Origin of the sequence: Sphaerisporangium viridialbum, from assembly GCF_049674955.1 — a bacterium.
GTDB classification, from domain to species: Bacteria; Actinomycetota; Actinomycetes; order Streptosporangiales; family Streptosporangiaceae; genus Sphaerisporangium; species Sphaerisporangium viridialbum.
This window is the reverse complement of record NZ_CP187232.1, coordinates 9,947,774-9,970,367: the sequence shown is the minus strand read 5'-3', so window position 1 is coordinate 9,970,367 and position 22,594 is coordinate 9,947,774. Positions and strand designations below refer to the sequence as shown.

The window sequence follows — 22,594 nt, the reverse complement described above, 5'->3', positions numbered from 1 at the left end:
GCTCGACTGTGTAAGCGGCGGCACCCGTCGGCATGGGTGCCTCATGATGTACTTGCCAGCCGAGCCTTCGGAAGGCTGCGAGTCGATCGGTGTCGACGCCTGTTACGCCGACCTTGTGGGCACCGAAGGCCAGATGGATGATGATGTAGATGACTGCAGGGGCATTCCAGTTGAACCCCCATTCGGCGCATGAGCGGCAACCGCCCTGGCCTGCGCGAATAGAGGCTAGCCGGGGGGAGCCGATGGTCCCACATGCGGGCAACGTACACCGACAGAGCCACGGTGAGTGCATGCCCTGGTAGGGCTCAAGAGGTTCAAGGTGGGCGGCACGCATCTCGGCCACGGCCTGTTCCTCGGGAATTCGGCAGCTCTCAGCTGCCTGAATGCGTCCACATGCGTTACATCCGCCATTGCCCGATCTGATTGAGACCAGACGCGGCGAGCTGATCGTGCCGCATCTGAGGCAACACGCTTTCCATGGGCTGTCCGAAGTTGAGTAGGGTTCGAGTGGTTCCATGCCTGCTGACCGCAGCTCGTCGATGACCTGCCTCTCGGGGGTCCGCCGCCTATCACCGGATCGAACGTTCCCGCACGGCACGCATCCGCCTTGCCCTCTGCGGATACTATGAAGCCTCGGCTGTCCGATCGTTCCGCACGCAGTGCACCGGCTCTTCCATCCCTTCATCACGCCGGGAAACGGTTCGAGTGGTTCCATGCCAGCGGCACGAAGTGAGGCGATGGCCTGGTCCTCGGGAAGTCTAAACGCCTTCCCATTACGGGCGTATCCGCACGGTTTGCAGCCCCCAGCTCCTTTCCGGATGTTACTCAACCGCGGAGTGCTAACTGTCCCGCACTCGGTGCATCGAGATAGCCATGGCACGGTCGAGCCAGGATAAGGCTCTAGGGGTTCCATTCCAGCAGTGCGCATCGTCGTGACGGCTTGGTCTTCGGGAATTCGGCGGCTGGCGGCTGATTTGGCGTTACCGCATGTCTTGCACCCGCCAATGCCATTGCGGATGGAGGAGAGCCACGGGTAGCCGATTGTCTGGCAGTTCATACACCGTGACCGCCACCCGGTCCTCATACCGGGGTAGGGGTCAAGCGGCTCAAGATTCGCTGCGCGCATGCACGCGATGGCCTCCTCTGCCGTGATCCGGAGCGCCAGGCCGCCGCGAACGTGTCCGCAGGGAATACAAACGCCCTGCCCTTGACGGATACTCCCCAATGAGGGCGTGCCGATCGTCCCGCAGGCGGTGCATCGGCATGCCCACGGCTTGTTGACTCCCGGATAGGCTTCGAGTGGTTCAGTACCGGCGGCACGCATCTCTGCGATGGCCTGATCCTCTGGGACGCGACTCGCCTCTCCATTACGCCGGTACCCGCAGGGTCTACACGCGCCTTGTCGGCCATCACGGAGTTGACCGAGTCGTGGACTGCCGATCGCGCCGCAACTAGTACAGCGGGATCGCCACGGCACCATGGAACCTGGGTAAGGGTCAAGAGGCTCCATCCCGGCGGAGCGCATGGACGCAATGGCTTCATTCTCAGAAAGTCTGCGCACCTAAACATCCTCGAAGTTGCGTATTAGCGAACTGATCCAGCTAGGGCGCCAGACATCATTGCTGAAAACTGTATGTCTGTGGTGAGATGCTCTCCGTTGTGTCTTAAACCCTGGAGAGTTTTCATAGTCAACAGCAGTATCAACTGTCACGCAAGCAAGTTCAGCAACTGGAGTCCCAACCGATCAAGAGTGATGCTGGGGCTGCAGATAGGTGGCGATCGAGGTTGCCGAGACGCCGAGCGCCAGCGCGCCGGTGATCTCACGTGCGGTCGGTCCACGCACCCTCGGCAGAGATCTTTACTGGTAACGCGCCCATACAGCTTGAGCTGCTCGTGTTGTCCGCAACCGTTCCGAGTAGGTTCGCTGGTGGAGACGAGGAGATCGTCCTGTTTTCGTTGGGCTTTAGCGACCAGACTGAGTCGAAGGCAATCGCGATCTTGCTATCAGAACTGCTAACAACGTCCGTGGAGCCGGTGGGCGAGCATGCGGTTCAGCAGGCGCCCGCCCAGGGGAGCGAAGTCAGCCGCGGCCGATCTTCGAGGAGGTGTCAAGTGTCGTGGCATAAAATTCTTTCGTCTCCGCACCGCCTGGGGCTAGCAGCAACGAGAGTCCCTGCGGCATCGCAGCACGTCACAGCGTTAAGAAATTGAATATATGCTGCCTGAATCTATACGGCTGTAATTGAGTAACTATAAAGAGGAATCTGAACACGCCAGGGGTGGATGCTAGTCACGTGGATCCCAACTTGGACCCAGAGAGAACGGAGTGTTTGGTGCTAGATCAACGTGCGTCGCTCGGCGAACCGTCAGGAAGCAATTTCAGGTTCACGGTTGATGGTCGAAAAAAGGACAGGCTTCCAGCCGTTCGCTATGGAGCGCGCCCTGTTATTGGACGCGGTGGTGCCCTGTGGTCGAAAGTCGAACATTGGGTGCTTGGCAGCGATATCTATCTTGGCGAGATATTCGTTCACGATCCTGCAGAGCTACGGTTGGGCGTGTGGGAACGGCCTAGCGTGATCCGCTTTGGTATCGCTACCATCCAACCGCTGAAAGGAGGGGTAATGATCGATAATTGGAGGATGTTGGGCGATGAATTCGACCGGGCTGTTGTTCTCAATTACCTCCTGCTGGGTGCTCGCCATGCTGCTGTGCGCGTTGGCGCCGGCCTTCGCAATGAGGTGGAATCTGCCAAGCTCGATGAGCTTGCTGGCAGGCTCGACCGTGCAAAATTAGAAGATGCCTGCAAGCGATACCAAGAAGCGATCCTCCAGCAATGGAACGTAAAAGATCATGAGCGTGTCCTGTATTTTGGGAACGGACCCAAGAGGGACGTGAAACTGGCCGTGGCCGCTTCCCGAATCCGCCGCGAGTCGGGTTGGAGTGATGCCCGCATCCGGCAGTATCTGGAGTTGTACGGGTTCATCAATCCTTCTGGGACGGTGGGACGTTGGTCTCATGACCAATTCGGTAAACTCTGGCAATAGTCATCGTCTGTCAATCGGACTAGGTGACTGACACTGGCCTGCTAGGGGGTGTCCTGTGGAGCTTTGATGGTGATTTGGTGTAGATCGGTACGGTGGATGATCGTCTGAAGCGTCATGACCTGTCCGAGGAGGAATGGCAGCGGCTGTTGCCGCTGCTGCCCGTCAATCCGCGTCAGGGCGGCCGGTGGGCCGATCACCGACTGGTGATCAACGGGGTCTTCTTCCGGACCCGGACCGGCTCCCCGTGGCGGGTCTACGCCCCGCCGCCCTGTCTGCCGTCGTGCGGCGTCTTCGTGGTGAGCCTCCAGCCTCCCACCCCTGAGCGAGCGGCGGAAACGTGTGCCCGCGGCGTGGGAGCGCGGTTCGTCGGTACTGACAGCATCGAGGTCGAGCACATCGTGCTCAACGGCCGGCCGAGGCTCCGAGTCTTTTGGGCTGGTGATTGGAACCGGTACGTGATCGCCTACTGCAAGACAGTCGCTGAGCTTCGCGAGCATGTCGACCTGGCGGATCTGGTCGAGGTCGTCTACCTGGCAAATCGCCGTAAGTCGTCGTAGCCGAGCGGAGGATCAGGGGACTTGTGCATCCTGGCCTGCGCGAGCGGCTGGTCGGGGCCCTTTCACCGCATCCGGCTCTCCACAGACCCCGTTCGGGGATTGGTTCGTTATGCCGTGAGTGGCCAGGGTGAGGGGATCGCGGTTCCCCGGTAGCGGTATCGCGTAGGCGACAGCCAAACGGCGGAGTCCTCTTTTCACCTCCACTCGGTCACGCAGCGCCTCGTGGCGCACTACAGCAGCGAAATACAGCAACAGGGCCGCACAACACCTCACACTGACGTCCGCCATCGCACACCCGAGCAGGGCGAGGAGCTCTCTACGTCGTGACTGGCTCCCGTTTGCAAGCAGGATGTCAGGAGTTCGAATCTCCTAGGCTCCACAGACAAGAAAACCCAGGTCAGGGATGCTTCTCCCTGCCTGGGTTCTCGCTTTAATCGGCCCTTTTTCGCTTCCGTATCCGTTGCGTGCCCGATGCCCTCTTGAGCTGGTCTCTGGCGACATGGGCCGAAGGCGTATCTCGTCCGACTCGAGCCCGTCACCCTCACGGGGGTCTACAAGAACATGCCCCGCGGCATCGTCGCCCTGGTCTTCCGCTGCAAGGTCATCGGCGGCCACCTCACCGAAACCGACGAAACCCGTTCCTTCCGCTGGGTCACCGCCGACGAGGTCCGCATACTGGCATCCGAAGCATTCGCCGTCCGCGTCCTGGACGCCATGCAACACGACCACACGCCGACCATCCGCCACCACGACGGCACCCACCTGCTCTAAACCGGCAAGCGCGCGACCTCGGTCAAGCCGCATCGCGATGTCTAGTCCCACGAGACGATTGACAGTTCTGCCACACCACATGCTTGACGGGGCACCCTAGGAAACATGATCGGTCTTGCGGGGCGGGCCGCTCTGTTACGGCGGACAGGTTGAGTGTGGTGCGACGGACCAGGGGTGTCGTCGGGGGCAACGCCGGCTCCGGAACAATCACGAGACCGCTTGGCTGAACCATCACAGGAAGAACGCCAGAGCCCGCTCGGCCACAACCGGGCCTGATTTCCGTTCCGATGGGCTCAAATGGTTGAGGCCGTCCATGGTTTCGAGTGTGGCGTGGGGAAGGGTATCGCGGTGCGCGGCGAACCCCTCCTGGTGCTCGCGCGACGAGCGGCCGCCCACCAGGAGCAGCACCGGGGCGGTGACGTCCGCGAACTCGGGGAGCCGGCCCTGTTGGGCTGCGAGCTGCTCGTGCTCGGCCAGACAGGCCCCCAGAAGGGGCCGCATTCGCTGCCAGGTCGGCCCGCGGAATCCCACACGAAACGCCATGCGCAGATACCAGTGCGGCAGTTTGGTCATGAAGGCTGGCGCACCGCCCGAACCCTGGATGAAGTGGATGAACGCGCCGTAGTGGTCGCCGGCGGCCAGCCGCTCCCGGAACGGGGCCATCCAGCCGGTGGGCACAGGGGCATAGGGCATTCCGGGCTCAAAGACCGCGATGCGATCGAACGGGTGGAACGAGCGTGCGGTCTCAAGGATGACGAGCCCGCCGTAGCTGTGTCCGAACGCCAGCCGTGCCCCGGTCTCTGCCTGGACGGCGTGGAGGTCTTCCACTTCCTTCTGCAGCGAGTACTGGGGTCCCTGAGGGCCGCTGGCGCCGCGTCCTCGCCGGTCGACGATGTGCACCGTGAAGGAGCGGGCCAGCGTGGAGGCAAGCGGCAGGTAGTCCTCCAAGGTTTTCAGCGTGCCGCCGAGCACGATGAGACCCGGTCCGGCGCCCATCGTCTGATAGCTGATCGCCGTACCATCGGCCGAGAAAACCGTGTGCTGGCGTAACGGCGGGGTCTGGATGTTCTGGCTCACTTGGCAGCCTCCTGCTCCAGCCGCTCGAACGTCGCCAGCAGCCGCGCGGTGTGCTCGGCGTACTCGGCGTACGGCACGCCGCTGTGTGCGACGAGTGCGGCCAGCCGGTATTCGAACCCCTGCTGGACCGAGGCCACCAGCTGCTTTCCCTCATCGGTGAGGCTCAGTCGCCGGCGGTGCCCCCCGGCCGGGTCAGGCTGGACGTCAAGAAGCCCGTCGGCGGCGAGGACGGCGGTCATGCGGCTTACCGACGGCTCGGTCACACCGAGGTATTCGGCAAGGGTCCGTTGCGTCGAGGCCCCCAGCTCTCCCACCAGGGTCAGCGCCACGAAACGGCTGTAGGAGACGTTGTGCTCCGCCCGCAGGATCCGGTCGGCCGCCCGGTCTAGCCGGGCGGTAAGCACGTGCAGGTTGAGACTTAGATTGCGTTCCATGCGCAGTAACTTAACATGCTAACTTAGCCACTGCCTCGGCCAGTTCACCCTCGGGTGATACCCATGGGTCTGCAAGCTGCCGCGACCCATGCTGAACGGACCGTGCCGAAGATGCAGCACCGCCATCCGGCCTGGACCGCGGACAGTGTCATAGCGCTCGGACACAGGCGTTGGTGACTACCTCCACAACACCGTTGATGTCCCACCTTGGGCGGCAGTCTCGCTCACACTCGCGCCGGCGAGGACCGCCCGATAACGCTGCTCGATAACCGACAAATTGGCCAGGGCCAATCCCGGCCTCCCGACGCGCGCCCCCCGCAAACGACGCACGAAAGATCGGCCGACACCGGCACCCGTCAAAATGTCCTGGGACTGATGTGTCAAGCATGTCCCGGGACAGGACACAAGCCGCATCGCGATCATTGCCGAACTGTGCCTGTAGGTGATTAAGGCGGCGGCGCTGAGCGCCGTCGCACGGTCCGCCGCCCGCCGTCCGGGCGTGCGGCGTGGGGGCCGGTCCCGAACGGCGGCGGGACTCAGGGCCGCCCGCCGTACACAGCGCCCGCCGCACCAAGCCTCACCCACCGACCAGGGACGCGCCGCCGCCGACCGCGCCCTCATCGAGGGGCACCTTACGCCCAGCCATGCAGAAGCCGCCGCAGGCTACCGGACTCGAACCGGCTCATCCCAGTGAAGGGAGTCAGCAAGCTGATATGAACTTTCCCATTCGCCTTTGCCTGCGACGGCACATGCAGCCTATGACGGTGCAGAACCGACGTCGACGGATTAATCTCCGACCGTCTCCCGCCGCTGTGGCCGAGTTATGGGCCGGGCCATCACACCGGTACAGGTCGACGATCGCGCTGTGGCCGACCACCACACGGGGTTACGGGCGATCGGAGGGCCGGGGCTTCGTGCCTCAGTCCCGGCCCATCGAGCACGGCCGCGCATGACGGCCCTTGCTGTACAGAGGGGCTCACGTCAGGGGCCAAGCGAAATGGGCCTATATGACAGAATCCCCGACATGCTTAATACGGTGAGCAACAATGATCTTGCGGGTGCTCTCTATTTCACTCTCGCCCTGGTCAACGCTGGTTTGGCACAGGGCAAGTGGCGTTCGGGCTTCGGATGGTGGTTGCTTTCTCTCTTTATCGGGCCCCTCGCAACTCTGCTTATCGTGGTTCTCCCACGCCCGAGGCCCTACCGCACAAATGACGAGTGACAGCCCTGGGTCAGGACTTCAGGACATCGGGGGTTGCAGTTTGGGTTGCAGTTCAGGGTGATCCAGAGCCGTTCAGATCAGACCGTGTATACCCGCTGATCTGCATTGAACTGTCTGAAACCATGATCGTCCGAGCTTTAATCCGCAGGTTTCGAGTTGCCGGCTCCGTGGTACGCAGGCGTGAGGACGGTCTCCGGTGCTATCCAGCCTCCCGACGTGGTGCCCCATCGCCTACGGCCTGGCGGACCAAGCCGCACCTCTGCGAGGAGGGGCGGCGCAATGCCGGAGACTGTCCCTGACGAGGGGACCGCTGTGCCCGTCGCGTGCCCGACGGAGCGGGGAACAAGGGGAACAGCGGGGAGGCGCGGGGAACGCGATCAGTGCGCTAATCCGAAATCGGACAGTAGTTGGGCAGGCGGCAGCGGACCTTGGACGGAGTGGCCCGTCTGGGTCGTGAGATTGGTTGATCAAGCCGCGGGCTGGAGTGTTACGCGGTAGCCGAGGGCTTCGAGTTGGCGGACGTGGTTGCGTTTCTTGCGTTCGGGGCCGATGCGGTTGTCGTAGAAGTCGGGACCCAGGTCGATGAAGTGGGCGTTGGGATCGCAGAGAAGATGCCAGACGATGGTGAGGATGGAACGGCCGACCGCGACGACGGCTCGTTGCTTGCCGCGGCGTCGAGCGATGCGTCGGTAGCGTTCCCCGAGGAAGGTCGGGGTCTTGCTGGCGCCAACGGCCGCCTCGCCCAGAATCCTGGCCAGGTAGCGGTTGCCGTGACCGGTGGAGCTTGAGCCCTTCTTCTTACCGGCTGATTCCTTGACCTTGGGGGCCAGGCGCGCCCTGGAGGCCAGATGGCCGGCGGTGGGGAAGCGGCTCATGTCCAGTCCGATCTCGGCAATGATCACGTGGGCGGCGATGCGGCCGATGCCAGGGGTCTCATCCAGGCGGTCCACCGCTGTGGCGAAGGGGGCGGCGAGGCCGTCGATTCTGGCGTCGACCTCGGCGATGTCGGCGCTGATGGCGTCTACGCGGGTCACCATCTTTGCGAGGAGGAAGGCGTGATGGTCGGTGAAGTGGCCGGTGAACGCCTCCTCCAACATGCTGATCTTGGTTCGCATTCTGGTACGGGCCAGCTGGGCGAGCACTTTGGGATTGCGTTCCCCGGCCAGCAACGCGGCCAGCATGTCGCGGCCGGATGTGCCGAAGATGTCGGAGGCCACCACGGACAGCTTGATCTGGGCGTCTTCCAGTAGCTTTTCCACGCGCTGCTTTTCGGCTGTCCGCGCGCCGATCAGATCGCAGCGGTAGCGGGTGAGATCTCGTAGATGCCGGATCTGTGGCGGAGGGACGAAGCTGGGGCGGATCATCTGCCGTTCGGCGACCTTGCACAGCCAGACCGCGTCCAGCCGGTCGGTCTTGGGGCGGCCCGGCAGGTGTTTGACGTCACGCGCGTTGACCAGCCAGGTTTCGAACCCGGCTCCTTCGAGAATGTAGAAGATCGGCTTCCAGTAATCACTGGTCGCTTCCATCACCACCCTGGTGACGCCCAGGCAGCGCAGATGATCGGCCATCGACAAAACCGAACGGGTCATCGTCGAGTGGGTGCTCACCTCCTGCAGCCGCTTACCGGGCCGGTCTTCGCTCGGGACGCGGGTGCAGCAGACTAGTTCGGCCTTACCGATGTCCAGCGCCGCGATCCGTTCGATGATCTCCTCGGTGTCCCTGGTCTCCTCCAGCATGCGAACCTCCCTGCCGCCTGTTGCGGGCACCCTGCACGTGCTGCCCGCAAGAGCCGCAAGGGAGAATGCGAAGCTAATCCGCGTGCTCGAAGCACAGTGAAGGGCCCATGGCGCGGCTCCCGGCGTCCGACTAACTGACGGCCTCAACGGACCAAAGACACTCGACGTCGGCGGGCAACCACCCCGATTTTCAGCCCGGACGGGCATCCCCGCAGGGATATCAGGGACTAACTGAGTGACTAAGCCTTTCACCCACCTCCGAAGAGACCGTCCATCGCCGTCGCGCCTTCCTGCATGACGGGCCGGATCTGGAGACGGTAGACCGTCTCGGTGACCACGGTGTTGGCGTGGCCGACCAGGCGAGAGATGTGCTCGATGGGAACGCCCGAGTCCGAGAGCAGTGACACGAAGCTGTGGCGCATCTCCCTGGGTGTCCATTCCGTGTCGACCAGCCCGGCGTCTTCGAGGATCTTCCGGAAGTCCCGCCGGACGTTGCCAGCACTTAGCGCGGTCTCGCCGCGGCCAGCGCCCTGTCAGCCAGTCGCATCACCCGGGTCGTCGACACGCTTCAGGCTCGCAGGCAGGTGATCAAGCGGCGTTACGAAGGCGACGGCCGCGGCAATGTGGCCTCGCTGACTCCGGAAGGGCTGAAACGCCTCCAGGCTGCGTACTCCGTTCATCTGACGAGTGCCCGTGAGCGTGTCCTCGACCAGCTCGACGGCCGATCCCTGCATGCTCTGGTCAGTTCGAAGCCGTGGTGAAGAAGCTCGACTGAGTCAGGCGACGGAGGGTCGCGTCTCGGTCCAGTCGACCATCAGTCTGCGTTCGGCGAACAGCCACCCGATGTCCTGCTTGACAAGTTCGTCGAGATAGCGGATAGAGGCGATCATCAGCGTACGCTGTCCGTCCTCACTCACCGACAGGTGATGCGCCAGGCAATAGCTCTCAGCCGTTGCCCGGTCTCCGTCCAGCGAAACCGTGCTCTGCCCGTTGAAGTGAGTGGTGGTCTCGTAAGTGTTCAGATTGTCGAAGACCGGAGCCAGCGAGTCGCGGCCGTGCAGCTCCTGAGTCGGCTCGGCAGCCGTGGCATCCATGAACACGAGGAACCGGGTGTCGGCAGTGAAGAGCGCCATCTGACCCTTCGCGTCGCGGCGGTCCGCACAGTGGGCATAGGCGTCGATCAGTTCACGGATGGCCAGCCGGTCGGCGGCCTCCTGGGGTGAGATAGCGGAATGGGAAGCCATGTCGTTCTCCCTCGGGTAACTATTTGACGGATGTATACATCAGTCGCGTCGGCGCGATGGCAAGACATCGGGAAGGGTGTGGCCGCGCCGCCACACCCACCCGTGGATCACGTGAACGCCCCGGGCGCGAGCCGTTGATCGCGGAACTCGCGGCGCCCCAGGCGTCTCGCGGGGGCAGCGTCAGCGTCTCCGTAGACGTGAGGATCGAGGAGCCGGAGTCACTGGAGCGTTCGGCAGCAAGATCCGCCGGATCGTGGGTTTACGGCACCAGTGAAGCGGCGGTCGATCACCCTGTCTTCGTCGCGGCATCCCCGCTCCCGCCGCCCAGCCGGTTGATTTCCGGGCTGTACAGGATCCGCTGCTCGACCGCTCCGGGCCGGGTGATGGCGAGCATGGTGCGACCGATGTGTTCGGTGGTTGTGGTGTGACGGGGAGCGAGGCGGTGCAGCAGGGGTAGAGCCAGGAGGTGAGGGCGTAGAGCACCCGGTACGCCAGAAGCAGGCATCGAGACCGGCCAGCTGCCCGGAGATGGCGGACAGGTCGGTGAAGTCCTGGTGGATGACTTCCCGCAGCTTGGGATGGCTGATGCCAAGCGGGCTGCGGACCACCACCAGCACACGCGTGACGGCCGGGTCGAGGAGACAGGCGCGCAGTACGCCCTGTCCGATCATGCCGGACGCGCCGAAGATGACGACTTTCACGGGCAGACTCCAGGTAGAGGGTGAAAGGTTCAGGTCCGCAACACCGCGGTGGCGGTCGCGACGACGGTGGCGCGCCGGCGCTCACGGTCAATGCTGGCGCCCACGGCGGGCGTGAGCGGAGTGTTGCTCAGGGAAAGCACGAGCATGAGGTCACGCAGTTCCCCAGCGGGCAGCGCATCGGAGACGAGGCCGTCTTGAGCTGCCCGACCTCCAGGTAGCCGGGGCGCGTCGTCCAGTCCGCACCAGGGAACAGGACATCCGGGTTGTGGGCCCCGAACCCATCGGGGAGAAAAGTGATCGACGTATCCCCGATGGCAATACGGGACCGAGTGCCCGGCTGGGGCATGGGGGCCTTTCGAGACGTGTGGGATTCTGTGTTGCGAGGGTGTTGCCGCCCTGCGAGGAGTGGAGTGGGGCGCTGGTCGGGCCTCAGCCGTTGAGCGTGCCCATGAACTCGGGTGCGTAGCGGTCGCCGGTGACCACGCCGTGCGGGGCGACCGCCTCGATCGCGGCGAGGTCCTCGGCGGAGAGGGTCACCTCGGTCGCAGCGATGTTCTCCTCCAGGTAGCGGCGCCGCTTGGTGCCCGGGATGGCGACCGCGCCCTGGTGCTGGACCCAGGCGAGGGCCAGCTGGGAGGGCGTGACGTCCTTGGCGGAGGCGATGCGGCGCACCTCGCGGACGACGTCGAGGTTGCGGTCGAAGTTCTCGCTCTGGAAGCGGGGGTCCGTCCGGCGCCAGTCGTCCTCGGCGAAGTCGTCGGGGCTGGTGATGGCGCCAGAGAGGAAGCCGCGCCCCAGCGGAGAGTAGGCGACCAGTCCGATCTGCAGTTCCCGCAGGGTGTCGAGCACGCCGTTGTGTTCGATGTCGCGTTCGAAGAGCGAGTACTCGGTCTGGACAGCGGTGAGCGGGTGCACGGCGTGGGCACGCCGGATCGTCTGGGCGGACGCCTCGCACACGCCGATGTGGCGTACCTTGCCCTCGGCAACCAGCTCGGCCAGCGCGCCGACGGTCTCCTCGATCGGCACCTTGGGGTCGATGCGGTGCAGGTAGTACAGGTCGACGTGGTCGGTGCCCAAGTGCCGCAGCGAACGTTCGAGTGCCCGGCGCACGTACTCGGGCCGGCCGTTCAGGTCGAGTAGCCGGCCGTCGTCGGTGATCTCCACGCCGGTCTTGGTAGCAAGGACGGCGGCATCCCGGCGCCCTGCCAGCGCCTGGCCAAGGAGCTGCTCGTTGACGAAGGGGCCGTAGCTCTCGGCGGTGTCCAGCAGGGTGATGCCCAGCTCCAGGGCGCGGTCGATGGTGGCCAGCGACTCGGTCTCGTCGGTGGCGCCGTAGAAGACGCTCATGCCCATGCAGCCGAGACCCTGCACGCTGACGGTCAGCCCCTGGCGGCCCAGTGCGCGGTGTTCCATAGAGGTTCCCCCGATAGGTATCTAACTAGATAGATATATACGGTAGAGCGACTGCCTGCGGGTGTCAATAACTAGATAGTTACTTGCTACGGTGGCGGACATGCCACGGAACTCCAGCGCCACCAAGGCCAGGCTGCTCGACGCCGCCTTCACTGAATTCGCCACCTACGGCATCGCAGGCGCCCGAGTGGACCGGATCGCCGAGGCGGCAGGTGCGAACAAGCGGCTGATCTACGTCTACTTCGGCAACAAGGAGCAGCTGTTCGACGAGGTGCTGCACCGGGCGATGACAGAGGGCGCCGAGTCGGTCCCGTTCGACGTCGAGGACCTGCCCGGATACGCCGGCGCGATCTTCGACCACCTCGTCGCCCGGCCGGACCTGATGCGCCTGCGACTGTGGAGACTACTGGAACGCCCCTCCGCCACCGGACTCGAACCGGACACCTTCCGGCGCAAAGTCGCGGAAGTGGCCGACGCGCAGCAGCGTGGCGATCTCTCCCCGGAGATACAGCCGGACGATCTCCTGACCATGGTCCTCGCCCTGGCCCAGGCGTGGTTCTGGGCCGCCGAGGACGTCGATCCCGGACAGGTCAGCCAGTCCTGGCCGCCAGAGCGACTGGCCCTGCACCGCTCAGCAGTTGTCGAGGCCGCCCGCCGGATCAGTCAGAAAACTGCTGACGCTCAGGGCTCGTAACACGATCCGGCCGTTCACTGAGAACGCCGCCTAGATCTGCACGGCGCCGTAGTCGCCCAGGCCTGCTCACTGGTCTGCCGGCGCCAGCCCGTGTTCGGCCACGGGACGGCGTCAGTGCCCCTGACGCCGGTAGAGGTGGCCCCTGAGGCGGCCTTGGCCAGCCTGCAGGCGGTTGGCCCGTACACCGTGGTCTGGCTCAACGAGGCTCAGCACTACCTGCTCACCGCGGATCCGGATCTCGGAAGGGAGGTTGCCGCGGGGCGGCTCGGACTGCTGCGTTCCCCGGGGCGGGGGCCGGTGCCAGTGCTGGGCACGCTGTGGCGGAACTACTGGGGCATCCTCACCGCCGCCCCTGATCCAGGCAAGCCCGATCCGCATGCCCGGGCCCGGGAACTGCTTAAGAATGCCAGTATCCCCCTCCCCGAGACCTCGCTTCCATCGCTAGGCCGTTCCGTCATTCACCGGCGCCGCGAGGACTTGACCGCCGAGCTCCACCGGAAGGCCACCCTCCACGCCCGGTAGTGGGCGCGCGTGTGGACGTCTGCGGCCAGTCGCGGGCGAGCCGGGGCAGACCGGCGCCATCGATCGCCGCCCTCCAAGCCGGGATCTGCGTCCTCGCAGGCAGGCCCGGTCCGTCACCGGGCCTGCTGTGCTGCGGCTCAGCTGTTCGCGCGGATGGTCTTGTTGATCCAGTCGCTGTAGGCGGGCACGTTGGTGTAGAGGCCGGGGCCCTGTTCGCATGAGGGGCTCTTGGCGCCGGGGCCGGAGGTGACGCCGATGAGTTCCCAGCGGCCGCCGCGGCCGCGCTGGATCTGGGGGCCGCCGGAGTCGCCGTTGCAGGCCATGGCCTTGGGCTTCTGGCTGACCGTGCAAAGGCGGGTGTCGTCGGCGTAGCCGGGGCCGCACTCGGAGACCGCTCCGCGGCGGGTGTCGAGCTGGCGCAGCTTCTTGGCCATCTTCCAGTCGGCCGGGTTGGTGCTGAACTTGGTGATGCCGAAGCCGAGGATCCGAGTGGGCGTGCCGGGCTTGCCCGCCTGGTCGGCGATCTTGATGGGCTTGACGCTGACCGGGCGGTCCAGGCGGACCAGCGCGATGTCGTTCTTGTTGGGTGAGTTCTGGGCGTAGTCCGGGTGCAGGAATGCCTGCGCGATCTTGCGGACGGTTCCGCCGGACTTGCGGTGGTCGCTGCCGATGCGGACCGTGCCCTTTGGAATCGAGCCGATCTCCATGTCGAGGCAGTGCGCGGCGGTCACGACCCACTGCGGGTTGATCAGGGCCGCGCCGCAGTTGCCGTCCGTCAGGCCCATGAGCGGGGCCGTGGTCGGGATGGTCGCCATGAAGGGGTAAGACTCGGTGGGCTTGGAGCCGTTGATGATCGCTCCGGCGCTCCCGGCGGTGACCGCGAGGCAGGCCGCGCCGGCCAGTGCGACGACGGCGAAGCGGGAGACGATACGGCGGAAGGAGGTGGTGCCAGACACGGGTGAAGCCCTTCATCGGTTGTTTGTGACGTTATGAAGCTATATGTCCGGCTTCGCCGAGGTGATCATGCCAGCAGGCCAACACGCGGTAGGGATAACTACACCCGACCAGGGCGGATATGCCCAGCGGTGCGCCGCGGCCCTGGCTACTCGATCCGTCTTGTGGCCCCGCTTACGCTCCACTGCGCCGTGTTGGAACAGAGCGCGGCCCTGGCCGACGCTGACGGCCCGGCCAAGCGCAAAGCGCACCGGATGTACGCCGCCGACGGCGCATCCGATGACATCCCACCCGACAGAGGCCTGCCATGAGCGACCGCGTACGAGCCATCCTTGTCCCACCAGATGGCGAGCTGCTGACCATCAAGCGCGTCCGGCCAGGCGTGGAGGACTACTGGGTGCTGCCCGGCGGTGGCGTCGAGCCCGGCGATGCCACCTTGGAGGCCGCACTCGCCCGAGAGATCGCCGAGGAACTCGGCGGCCAGGCCGAGGTTCACTCCCTAGTGCACATCGACGTCATCGACGGCGAGCAACAGTACTTCTTCCTCGCCCGCATCCAGGACTGGGATCCGGCCCGGCGCACCGGGCCCGAGTTCGCCGATCCGGCGCGCGGCAGCTACCTCATCGAGCAGATCCCGCTGAATCGCGCCGCGTCGATCACGCTGTATCCCCGATCGGTGGCCGAGTTGATCGCGCAGCACGGCCGAGCACCTTTCGATCTGCCCGACCTGCGAACGCGTACTCTGCCCGATCTCTCGCCGCCCCAGCTCCTCGAGGAGACGCTGTCCACCCTGGAGCCGCACCGCTGGCGCGTTGAGCCTCTGCTGCAGGCTGCCACGGCGGCCGAGGACACCGAGCGGTAGCCGTACAACAGGAACGCGCCCCCGCTCGGAGGGGGCTAGGTTGCACTTTGGGTTGCAGTTCAGGGTGGTCCAGAGCAGTTCAGGATGGACGGCGCATGTCCCCTGACCTGCATTGAACTGTCTGGAACCATGATCGTCCGAGCTTTTAATCCGCAGCTTTCCGAGTCGACTGGCTCCTCAGTTCCGCAGGAGTGAGGACGGTCTCCGGTGCTATTCAGCCTCCCGACGTGGTGCCCGATCGCCTGCGGTTTGGCGGACCAAGCCATACCTCTGCGGGGAGGGGCGGCGCAATGCCGGAGACTGTCCTTGATGAGGGGACCGCCGTGCCCGTCGCGTGCCCGATGGGGCGGGGAACAAGGGGGAACAGCGGGGAGTCGAGGGGACTGCCATCATCGCTGTGAGCTGCGTCTCCGCAGGTAGGGCAAGATCAGCGTACGTCTTTGCAAGCAGGATGTCAGGAGTTCGAATCTCCTAGGCTCCACCAGCCAAAACGCCGCTTCCCACGTCAGGGAGAGCGGCGTTCGTGCCATTAACGTGCCATTAGCCCGCCGGGGCCAATGCGCCGGCCAAGCCGTCATCGTCGTCGTTTCGCTCCGCTTCCACACGCGCGCTCGGGGCATCCGCGATCTTCTGGTCAGCGCCGCGCGTGGCGTGCTGGTAGATCAGCGCGGCCCGGTCGCTGTCATGCCCCATCCGCCATCACCGTGTCGCAGACCTCGACCGCTGTGCCGTCCGTCGTGTACGCAGTCCTCACCAGGTGGAACACCGGAATACCGGGCGCGAGCTTCAGCGCCCGCATCTCATCCCGCAGCGGCATACGCGACTTGATCTCTTCCACGAAGTGATCCAGCCGGTGCCCCAACTCCTCCAGCCGCGCATAGATCCCTCCCGGCCCGCTGTCGGGCTCCGCTGCCGACGAGCGTTGCTCACTCATGCGTCCCATCGATGCTCCCCGGATTGGCCCCGTCTCTTCCCGCGTGCCGGCCACGCTTTCCCCGCCTGCCCAGCGCTGCTGCTAGGAACTGCCCCGGATCCGCTACTACGGCGACTACGACCAAGACCACGGCGACGAAACCACGCACGAGACGCACCCTTCCAGACTACGAGCCTCCGGCGGAGGTCTCGGCTCCGGGAGGATCGCCCGTGCGGAGTTGGAGTCCGGCAGATGGCTGAGGCGGAGGCCCGCCGGTCTTCCGTCGCTGTGGCCGAGCTATGGGTCGCCGTCACACCCATACAGGTTGCGATCGCGCCGGCGCCCGCGCCCACTACGACCGGCGCAAACACCACGGCGACCGCCACGCCGCCGCCTCCGCAACCTCTACAGCCGCTTCCTGGGCTGCCTGTTCCACTGCCCACTGATTGTTTGGGTTGTACCGATGGGGAGATGACGATCGAGGGTGGCACCGCAATGTTCAGTTGCAATAGAGGCACACAAGGGCTCACGTCCACACCCAGCCAGCACTGGTTAGGGCCGGCCCGCAATCCTCTGATCACGACTCGGATGGTCCTGATAAGGAAGCGGTCACCAGGACTTAACCTGGCGGAGACGCTATGCACTTGCTGTGCGGTGGGGCGTTGCTGGGCTCAACCCCCGTCCCCGTTGAGCTCTTCGGACGGGGTGGCCAGAGCATGAGAGCATGCCCTGGCCAGCCGTCTCGGCCGGCGATCTCTGGGCCCACGCTTCGCAGGTCAATGCTCGTGAACGCCCCGATCATCCAGAGCCGTTCCTGAGGTGGCTGGGCTGGCGATGAAGGTGTCGCGTTCGCCGATCAATTGCACGACGCCGATGACAGCCGCGAAGAGCACCGGCAGCGCGACGACCGCGGGCCATGGCAGCTCCAGCACGACGTCCGGTGTGGCGGTCCCGCCCTGCCAGGCGCGTACGGCCCAAGGCACGGTGGCGTAGCAGAGCCCCAGTCCGAGCCCCAGCCCCAGCACCATGCCGGCAGCGGTGCGCCACAAGGCCCGCCGACGGCCCGTGGCGGCGGAGGCGAGCAGGAGGCCGAGGGCCGTCACCAGTGCCAGGCCGAGCGCTTCGGGCAGCAGGCCAGGCGGCGGAGCCTCCAAGCCGAGCGGTTCGATCAGCGTGACATCCCAGCCAGATGCGGCCACCGCCGCGCGGACCCGGTTTCCGTCGGCGGCGAGCCACCAGTCGGTGGCGGGAAGCGGCGGGCGTGCCGCGGCCAGGTTCCACGCCTGCAAGGACGGCAGGTCCACGAGGGCGCCGGCGTCGTCGAGGGGGATGCCGGGCATGCGCTCGACGATCCCGACGAGCTCGACCTGGACCCGCTGACGGCCCAGCGAGATAGAGCCGGTCCGGCCCGTGGTGAGCTTCGCGGATGCGGCCAACTCGGCCGTGAGGACGATGGGCAGCGGCCGGTCAGCGGCAGTGCCCACTGGTACGGGCCGCACGACGGTCGCAGCGGCCTTTACCTTGAGCGAGAACAGCCCCGCGCCGCTCTCGGCATGTTCCGACCAGCGCTGATCCACCGGCAGGGTCACCTCTCGGCCGTCGGCGCGCAGGGCGGTCACGGTCAGTACATGGGGGGAGTCGTCGATCGAGTCCCCCAGGAAACCGCGGATGGAAAGCGGGTAGGCGATCTTCCCGTCCCGGCCGGCCAGGCCGGCGAGGTCCACATCCACCTTCGTGACGCCGGGTCGCAGCGGTGCGACCGGGATGTCGTGCCAGACGCCGAGGGCGTCGGAGATCACCACACGCAGCTGCGGAGGGTCGGCGGGCGCCTCCACCTCGACGGTGAGTGTATGCGGGGCGCCGGGAAGCGGCATGGCACCGATCCTCGGCCGACCGGCGGCCATCGCGGCCGCCATCTGCGTAACCGTCCGGCCCGACAGATCGGGTCGCAGGCGGAATACCTCAGGGAGGCGGGTGGCGTCGATGCCGAGCAGGGTGCTGTAGCGGAGATCGACCTCGATCCGATCGCGGTGGCCGGGTACGGCCGCGGTGACGCCCGGAAGAGCGGCGAAGGCGGTGCCGCGGCCGAGGACGTCCGGCGTGCCTCCTGCCGGAGGGCCGGTCAGCCGTAGGTCGGCGCCGGCCTGATCCGCCCGCGACGTACGCCAGGTAGTGGCGCCGCAGAGCGCGGCCACGGCCACTGCGGCGGCGATCGCCACGGAGAGCACCCGGATGCCCGGCCTCGGTACCTCGACGAGTAGCAATACGGCCGCGAGCAGCGCCATAGAGATCGCCGCCAGGAGCACCCCCGCGTCGAGGGCGGCGGGCGGCCTCAGTCCCGAGGTCGGCCACCACGGAACCGCGCCTGCCAGGGAGAGCAGTAGGCGGGCCGCGAAGGATGCCGCGATCACGCAGCCTGCGACCACCGCCGCCGTGCCCGGCGACCAGCCCGTCCCCTTGGGCCGAGGTATGAGCAGCAGCGTCAGGGCCAGGACCGCCGCCAGGCCCAGGACCGTCCAGCGGGCCGCCGACGAAGCGGCCTCCAGCCGCGCCAGCGTGGCGGGCAGGGCGCTGAGAGGCGTGCATTCCGGGCACCCGTTCGCCTTGAATCGCTCCCGCAGGTCCCCCAGCCGGGCGACCGCCTCGCGCATCCGCTCGACCGACATACCGCGCAGGTCCGGCATGACGGTCCAGGTGGCGTTGACCGTCGTCGCGAAGTGGTCGAGGAAGGTGGCCTGATCCACCATGAGTGGGCCGTAGGTCGTGTAGCCGTTCCGCTCGACGCCACGACCGAACATCAGGTCGCCGGCCCAGCGCGGGCCGAGCGGGTCGTTCGGCACGAAAACTCCGGTGATCTTGACCTGTACCGGTTTGGCGTCGATGCGGCCGATCGTGGTGAACACCTTCCCGACCTCAAGGCTGCTGAACGAGGCGGCGGCCTCTGAGATCGCTGCCTCGACCGGCTCGGTACGCGACCGCGGCCACGAACCCGAGATCAGCCTGGCATGCCGTTGGAACCCGTCGAAACTGTCGAACCTGAGCCGCTCCGGCAGCCGGAACCGTACCTTCTCCTGGCCCGGCATCGCGTAGCCGTCCGAGCGGAGCAAGGTGGTCACTTCGATGGGCACGCCGCCGAACGCCACGGCCGTCTGCTCCCGCACGACCTGGTCATGCGTGGCGAAGTTTCCTGCGTTGATCACCCCGGCGACCGTGACGCCGACGGCCCGCGGCGGAGCCGTCTCCACGGCATGGCGCACTCCCGCATCGCCCAGGGAGAAGGCGCATATCCCTAGCCCAGCGAACACTGTGGTGACGAGCAGGAATAATGGGGCCAGTCTCAACATGGTCGGCTTGCCCCCGCCGCCTGCCTGAATTCCCATGACGAGCCCGTTAGTTGTCGATGACCCCCGTGATCATCTCGGCAATCATGCTGAGGGCTTCGAGCCGGAGTCAAGCGATTGAGAGGGCGTTGTGTGGGTTGATGTCCGTGATGTCGTAGTGTGATCGGATGTTGTAGCGTTACCACCGATCTGTCCACCAAACCGGGGCAACTTCTTCCGGGAACCAGGGTTCCTCAGAGATCAGGTGTCCACCAAACGGGGGCAAGACCACTCGTTGGGCTGATCGCGATGCTGGACGACGAGAGTCCGAAGGTGCGGGTGGCGGCGTTGCACGCGTTGGCCTGCGAGCGCTGTAAGCAGGACGCGTGCCGGCCGTCCGAGGCGGCCGTCCTGCCGCCCGCGACGCGCCTTCTTCGCGGCGATCCCGACGCGCACGTGCGCGCGATGGCCGTCGAGCTGGTGGGCGCCTTCGCGCACAACCGTCAGGAGGCGGCCGAGGCGCTCGCGACGACTACCAGTCCGGTGAGCGAAATGTCTCGTACTTTGGGCTGATTGTGGATGGTGGGGGCTCTCGTACCATGATTTCGTGCACGGCCTTATTCGCTCCGTGTGGTACGAGCCCCGTTCCCCCAACGCACCGCGGCGGGTGTGGCGAGACTGGGTGCTCGTGGGGGTGTTGCTGCCGGTCGCGCTGCTCGAAGGAGTGGTGCGGCCGGACATGCCCTCACGGGTCATTTCGGTGAGCCTCGCGGTCGGGCTGGTGCCCACCTTGTTGTGGCGCCGCACCCAGCCGTTGCTGATGGTCGCGATCGCGTTCGGCGTGTCGGGTGTGGCCCAGGTGCTGGCGGGTGGCGACTCACCCGAGTCCAACACCATGATTTATCTGCTTCTCCTGCCCTATGCGCTGTTCCGGTGGGGGTCCGGGCGAGAGGCGATCATCGGGTTGACGATCATTCTCGTCAAAGCCACGTTCTCCGTGGTTGTGGACTATCCCGGTCCCGCCGACACCGCCGCCGCCTTCGCCGTCGTGTTCTCGGTGATCGCCGTGGGAGCGGCGTTCCGGTACCGGACGAGGGCGCGGACGCGGGAGCTTGACCAGGTCAAACTGCTCGAACGTGAGCAACTGGCCCGAGATCTGCATGACACCGTCGCCCATCACGTCTCGGCGATGGCGATCCGGGCGCAGGCAGGGTTGGCGACGGCGGCGTCGCGGCCGGACGCCGCCACCGAGGCGTTGCATGTGATCGAGGCCGAGGCGGCCCAAGCGCTCGCCGAGATGCGCGCCATGGTTCACGTCCTCCGCCGGAACGCGCCCGCGGACCTGGCGCCTGGGCGGAGCATCGCCGATCTCTCCCAGCTCGAAAGCCCGGGACAATCCGGCCCGTCCGTCCAGGTGGAGATCGAGGGCGACACCGTCGGCCTCTCCCCTTCCGTCGATGCCGCGATCTACCGCCTCGCCCAGGAGTCGGTCACCAACGCCCGGCGCCACGCGCGGCACGCCACCCGCGTCCTGGTTCGGGTCAGCGCCGACGACACGTCGGTCCGTCTGTACGTGAGCGATGACGGCGATCCCGTTCGCCCCGCAGGGACACCCGGTTACGGAATCACCGGCATGATCGAACGGGCCGATCTCCTCGGGGGAACCTGTGTGGCGGGCCCCAATCCCGACCGGGGATGGAGTGTCACCGCCGTGCTGCCGCGTACCGGAGTGGTCAGGTGAGCATCCGGGTGCTGGTCGCCGATGACCAGGAGATCGTCCGTACCGGACTGGTGATGATCCTCAACGCGCAGCCGGGGATCGAGGTGGTCGGCGAGGCCGCCGACGGGCGGCGAGCGGTCGAACTCGCCCGGCGGCTTCGGCCGGATGTGTGCCTTTTCGACATCCGGATGCCCGTGCTCAACGGCATTGAGGCCACCCGGATGCTCGCCGGGCCCACCATCGACGACCCACTCGCCGTCGTGGTCATCACCACCTTCGACCTCGACGAGTACGTCTACGCGGCGCTGCGCGCGGGAGCCCGGGGGTTCCTGCTGAAGAACGCCGGCGCCGAGCTGCTCTCCCAGGCCGTTCACGCCGCGGCGGCCGGTGACGCCCTCATCGCTCCGAGCGTCACCGCCCGCCTGCTCACCGCCTTCGCGCACGCCGGGCCCGCCGCGCCGCCGGCCCGTCCCATCGAGGCGCTCACCGAGCGTGAGGAGCAGATTCTCGTCACGGTGGCCCGAGGGCGTACCAACGGTGAGATCGCTGACGAACTTCACATCTCACTCAGCACCGTCAAGACCCATATCGCCAGCCTGATGGCCAAGCTCGGCGCCCGGAACCGGGTGGAAATCGCCATGTGGGCGTACGAGACCCATCGGGTCAGGAACTAGGGTCTGCGGATGATCCACTCGGCCACGGCGAGGTTGATGATCCATCCGGCGGCCACGAGCAGGGCTCTGGGGATCTCGCCGAGGGGGCCGACGAGGAGCATCCAGGGGAGCTGGGTGAACGCCTGGGTGCCGGCGGCCATGCCGATCGCGTAGGCGCGGATCATCCAGTCGTGGTGCCGGCGGAAATCTCTCCGCCGGATGGCGGTGAAGCCGAGCACGAGGGAGGCCGCCATCGCCGTGCCGAACACGAGCCGGAACACCGCGAGGAGATCGCCGTCGCCATCCGGGCGAGGATAGAACACGGTCATCCACAGGCCGGAGAGTGCGGCGACAAGTCCGCATACAACGAGAATCCGTCCTGCCATGCGGTGCCAGCCCGGCCTCCGGCGACGGAACCTCTTCGCGAACTGGAAGGCGCCCACAATGCCGTAGAGCGACGCTCCGATGATGTGTAACACCACGGGTAGCGGTGTAGCGAAGAATCGCGCGTTAGCTGGGGTGACCGCCGCACCACCTGCCAATTCCCCCAAACGCAGCGCACCGGCGACCACCGGAATCACGCTGAGAATGATCAGGCCGGTGGGCCCCATCCATCCGGGGACTTTGGCGTCCCGTCCGCCGGGCTGTACCTTCTGGGGCTTGGTGCCCCTCACACTGCTTTCGGTCATGAGGGGATCGTGGCTTCTTCGCCCACGTCTGCTCATCACACGAACGGCCCGATTCAGGTCAGCCGATC

The 22,594-nt window shown here is 66.0% G+C and carries 19 protein-coding genes and 1 pseudogene; 9 read left to right on the top strand and 11 right to left on the bottom strand.

What is annotated here, in order from left to right:
• The first annotated feature begins 2,333 nt into the window (after positions 1–2,333).
• From ACOZ38_RS45030 to ACOZ38_RS45020, 3 genes are all read left to right on the top strand, one after another.
• Positions 2,334–3,044 (top strand): hypothetical protein, encoded by a 711-nt coding sequence (locus ACOZ38_RS45030; protein ID WP_424536904.1) that lies wholly within the window; start codon positions 2,334–2,336, stop codon positions 3,042–3,044.
• A gap of 92 nt (positions 3,045–3,136) precedes the next feature.
• Positions 3,137–3,601, top strand: coding sequence for a transposase (locus ACOZ38_RS45025; RefSeq protein ID WP_424536903.1), 465 nt, complete (start codon positions 3,137–3,139; stop codon positions 3,599–3,601).
• Positions 3,602–4,162: 561 nt separating this feature from the next.
• Positions 4,163–4,372, top strand: a complete 210-nt coding sequence (locus ACOZ38_RS45020) for a hypothetical protein (RefSeq protein WP_424536902.1) — start codon at positions 4,163–4,165, stop codon at positions 4,370–4,372.
• Between the two features lie 231 nt (positions 4,373–4,603).
• Here ACOZ38_RS45020 and ACOZ38_RS45015 read toward each other — a convergent pair whose 3' ends face one another.
• The 6 genes and pseudogenes from ACOZ38_RS45015 to ACOZ38_RS44990 form a co-directional block, all read right to left on the bottom strand.
• Complete coding sequence (locus ACOZ38_RS45015) at positions 4,604–5,449, bottom strand: alpha/beta fold hydrolase (RefSeq protein WP_424536901.1); 846 nt, start codon at positions 5,447–5,449, stop codon at positions 4,604–4,606.
• The gene (locus ACOZ38_RS45010) at positions 5,446–5,883 is read right to left on the bottom strand and encodes a MarR family winged helix-turn-helix transcriptional regulator (RefSeq protein WP_424536900.1); all 438 of its coding nucleotides are present in this window, start codon (positions 5,881–5,883) and stop codon (positions 5,446–5,448) included. The genes ACOZ38_RS45015 and ACOZ38_RS45010 overlap by 4 nt, the downstream gene beginning before the upstream one ends.
• Positions 5,884–7,572: 1,689 nt before the next feature.
• Positions 7,573–8,841: an IS110 family transposase gene (locus ACOZ38_RS45005; protein ID WP_424536899.1), complete on the bottom strand. Its 1,269-nt coding sequence runs from the start codon at positions 8,839–8,841 to the stop codon at positions 7,573–7,575.
• Between the two features lie 248 nt (positions 8,842–9,089).
• A pseudogene (locus ACOZ38_RS45000) lies at positions 9,090–9,338 on the bottom strand (tyrosine-type recombinase/integrase); the annotation flags it as partial.
• A 279-nt stretch (positions 9,339–9,617) separates the two neighbouring features.
• Positions 9,618–10,085: a nuclear transport factor 2 family protein gene (locus ACOZ38_RS44995; RefSeq protein WP_424536898.1), complete on the bottom strand. Its 468-nt coding sequence runs from the start codon at positions 10,083–10,085 to the stop codon at positions 9,618–9,620.
• A 1,130-nt stretch (positions 10,086–11,215) separates the two neighbouring features.
• A complete protein-coding gene (locus ACOZ38_RS44990) occupies positions 11,216–12,199 on the bottom strand; it encodes an aldo/keto reductase (RefSeq protein ID WP_424536897.1) in 984 nt (327 codons plus the stop codon).
• Positions 12,200–12,299: 100 nt separating this feature from the next.
• Between ACOZ38_RS44990 and ACOZ38_RS44985 the strand changes: the two genes are divergently transcribed.
• Positions 12,300–12,893, top strand: coding sequence for a TetR family transcriptional regulator (locus ACOZ38_RS44985; RefSeq protein WP_424536896.1), 594 nt, complete (start codon positions 12,300–12,302; stop codon positions 12,891–12,893).
• Between the two features lie 153 nt (positions 12,894–13,046).
• Positions 13,047–13,415 (top strand): hypothetical protein, encoded by a 369-nt coding sequence (locus ACOZ38_RS44980; protein WP_405142793.1) that lies wholly within the window; start codon positions 13,047–13,049, stop codon positions 13,413–13,415.
• Between the two features lie 137 nt (positions 13,416–13,552).
• Here the strand turns inward: ACOZ38_RS44980 and ACOZ38_RS44975 are convergent, their stop codons facing one another.
• Entirely contained in the window at positions 13,553–14,371 is an 819-nt protein-coding gene (locus tag ACOZ38_RS44975) for a S1 family peptidase (protein ID WP_405142792.1), read from the bottom strand.
• A gap of 305 nt (positions 14,372–14,676) precedes the next feature.
• On the opposite strand from ACOZ38_RS44975, the gene ACOZ38_RS44970 reads away from it, so the two are divergent.
• Positions 14,677–15,231, top strand: a complete 555-nt coding sequence (locus ACOZ38_RS44970; RefSeq protein WP_424536895.1) for an NUDIX hydrolase — start codon at positions 14,677–14,679, stop codon at positions 15,229–15,231.
• A 540-nt stretch (positions 15,232–15,771) separates the two neighbouring features.
• On the opposite strand, the gene ACOZ38_RS44965 is transcribed toward ACOZ38_RS44970, so the two are convergent.
• The 3 genes from ACOZ38_RS44965 to ACOZ38_RS44955 all read right to left on the bottom strand — a co-directional run bounded on the left by ACOZ38_RS44965 (position 15,772) and on the right by ACOZ38_RS44955 (position 19,389).
• Complete coding sequence (locus tag ACOZ38_RS44965) at positions 15,772–15,924, bottom strand: hypothetical protein (protein WP_424536894.1); 153 nt, start codon at positions 15,922–15,924, stop codon at positions 15,772–15,774.
• Complete coding sequence (locus ACOZ38_RS44960) at positions 15,914–16,165, bottom strand: UTRA domain-containing protein (RefSeq protein ID WP_424536893.1); 252 nt, start codon at positions 16,163–16,165, stop codon at positions 15,914–15,916. The genes ACOZ38_RS44965 and ACOZ38_RS44960 overlap by 11 nt, the downstream gene beginning before the upstream one ends.
• A 755-nt stretch (positions 16,166–16,920) precedes the next feature.
• Positions 16,921–19,389, bottom strand: coding sequence for a hypothetical protein (locus tag ACOZ38_RS44955; protein ID WP_424536892.1), 2,469 nt, complete (start codon positions 19,387–19,389; stop codon positions 16,921–16,923).
• A gap of 384 nt (positions 19,390–19,773) precedes the next feature.
• Here ACOZ38_RS44955 and ACOZ38_RS44950 point away from each other — a divergent pair, with 384 nt between their 5' ends.
• Genes ACOZ38_RS44950 through ACOZ38_RS44940 form a run of 3 tightly spaced genes read left to right on the top strand, consistent with a single transcriptional unit; the run spans position 19,774 to position 21,858 of the window.
• Positions 19,774–20,037 carry a HEAT repeat domain-containing protein gene (locus ACOZ38_RS44950; protein WP_424536891.1) on the top strand — a complete coding sequence of 88 codons (264 nt, stop codon included), beginning with the start codon at positions 19,774–19,776 and terminating at the stop codon, positions 20,035–20,037.
• A 34-nt stretch (positions 20,038–20,071) separates the two neighbouring features.
• Positions 20,072–21,205 carry a sensor histidine kinase gene (locus ACOZ38_RS44945; RefSeq protein WP_424536890.1) on the top strand — a complete coding sequence of 378 codons (1,134 nt, stop codon included), beginning with the start codon at positions 20,072–20,074 and terminating at the stop codon, positions 21,203–21,205.
• Positions 21,202–21,858 carry a response regulator transcription factor gene (locus tag ACOZ38_RS44940; protein WP_424536889.1) on the top strand — a complete coding sequence of 219 codons (657 nt, stop codon included), beginning with the start codon at positions 21,202–21,204 and terminating at the stop codon, positions 21,856–21,858. Before ACOZ38_RS44945 ends, ACOZ38_RS44940 begins: the two co-directional genes overlap by 4 nt.
• On the opposite strand, the gene ACOZ38_RS44935 is transcribed toward ACOZ38_RS44940, so the two are convergent.
• A complete protein-coding gene (locus tag ACOZ38_RS44935; RefSeq protein ID WP_424536888.1) occupies positions 21,855–22,448 on the bottom strand; it encodes a DUF2306 domain-containing protein in 594 nt (197 codons plus the stop codon). The genes ACOZ38_RS44940 and ACOZ38_RS44935 overlap by 4 nt on opposite strands.
• Positions 22,449–22,594: the final 146 nt, after the last annotated feature.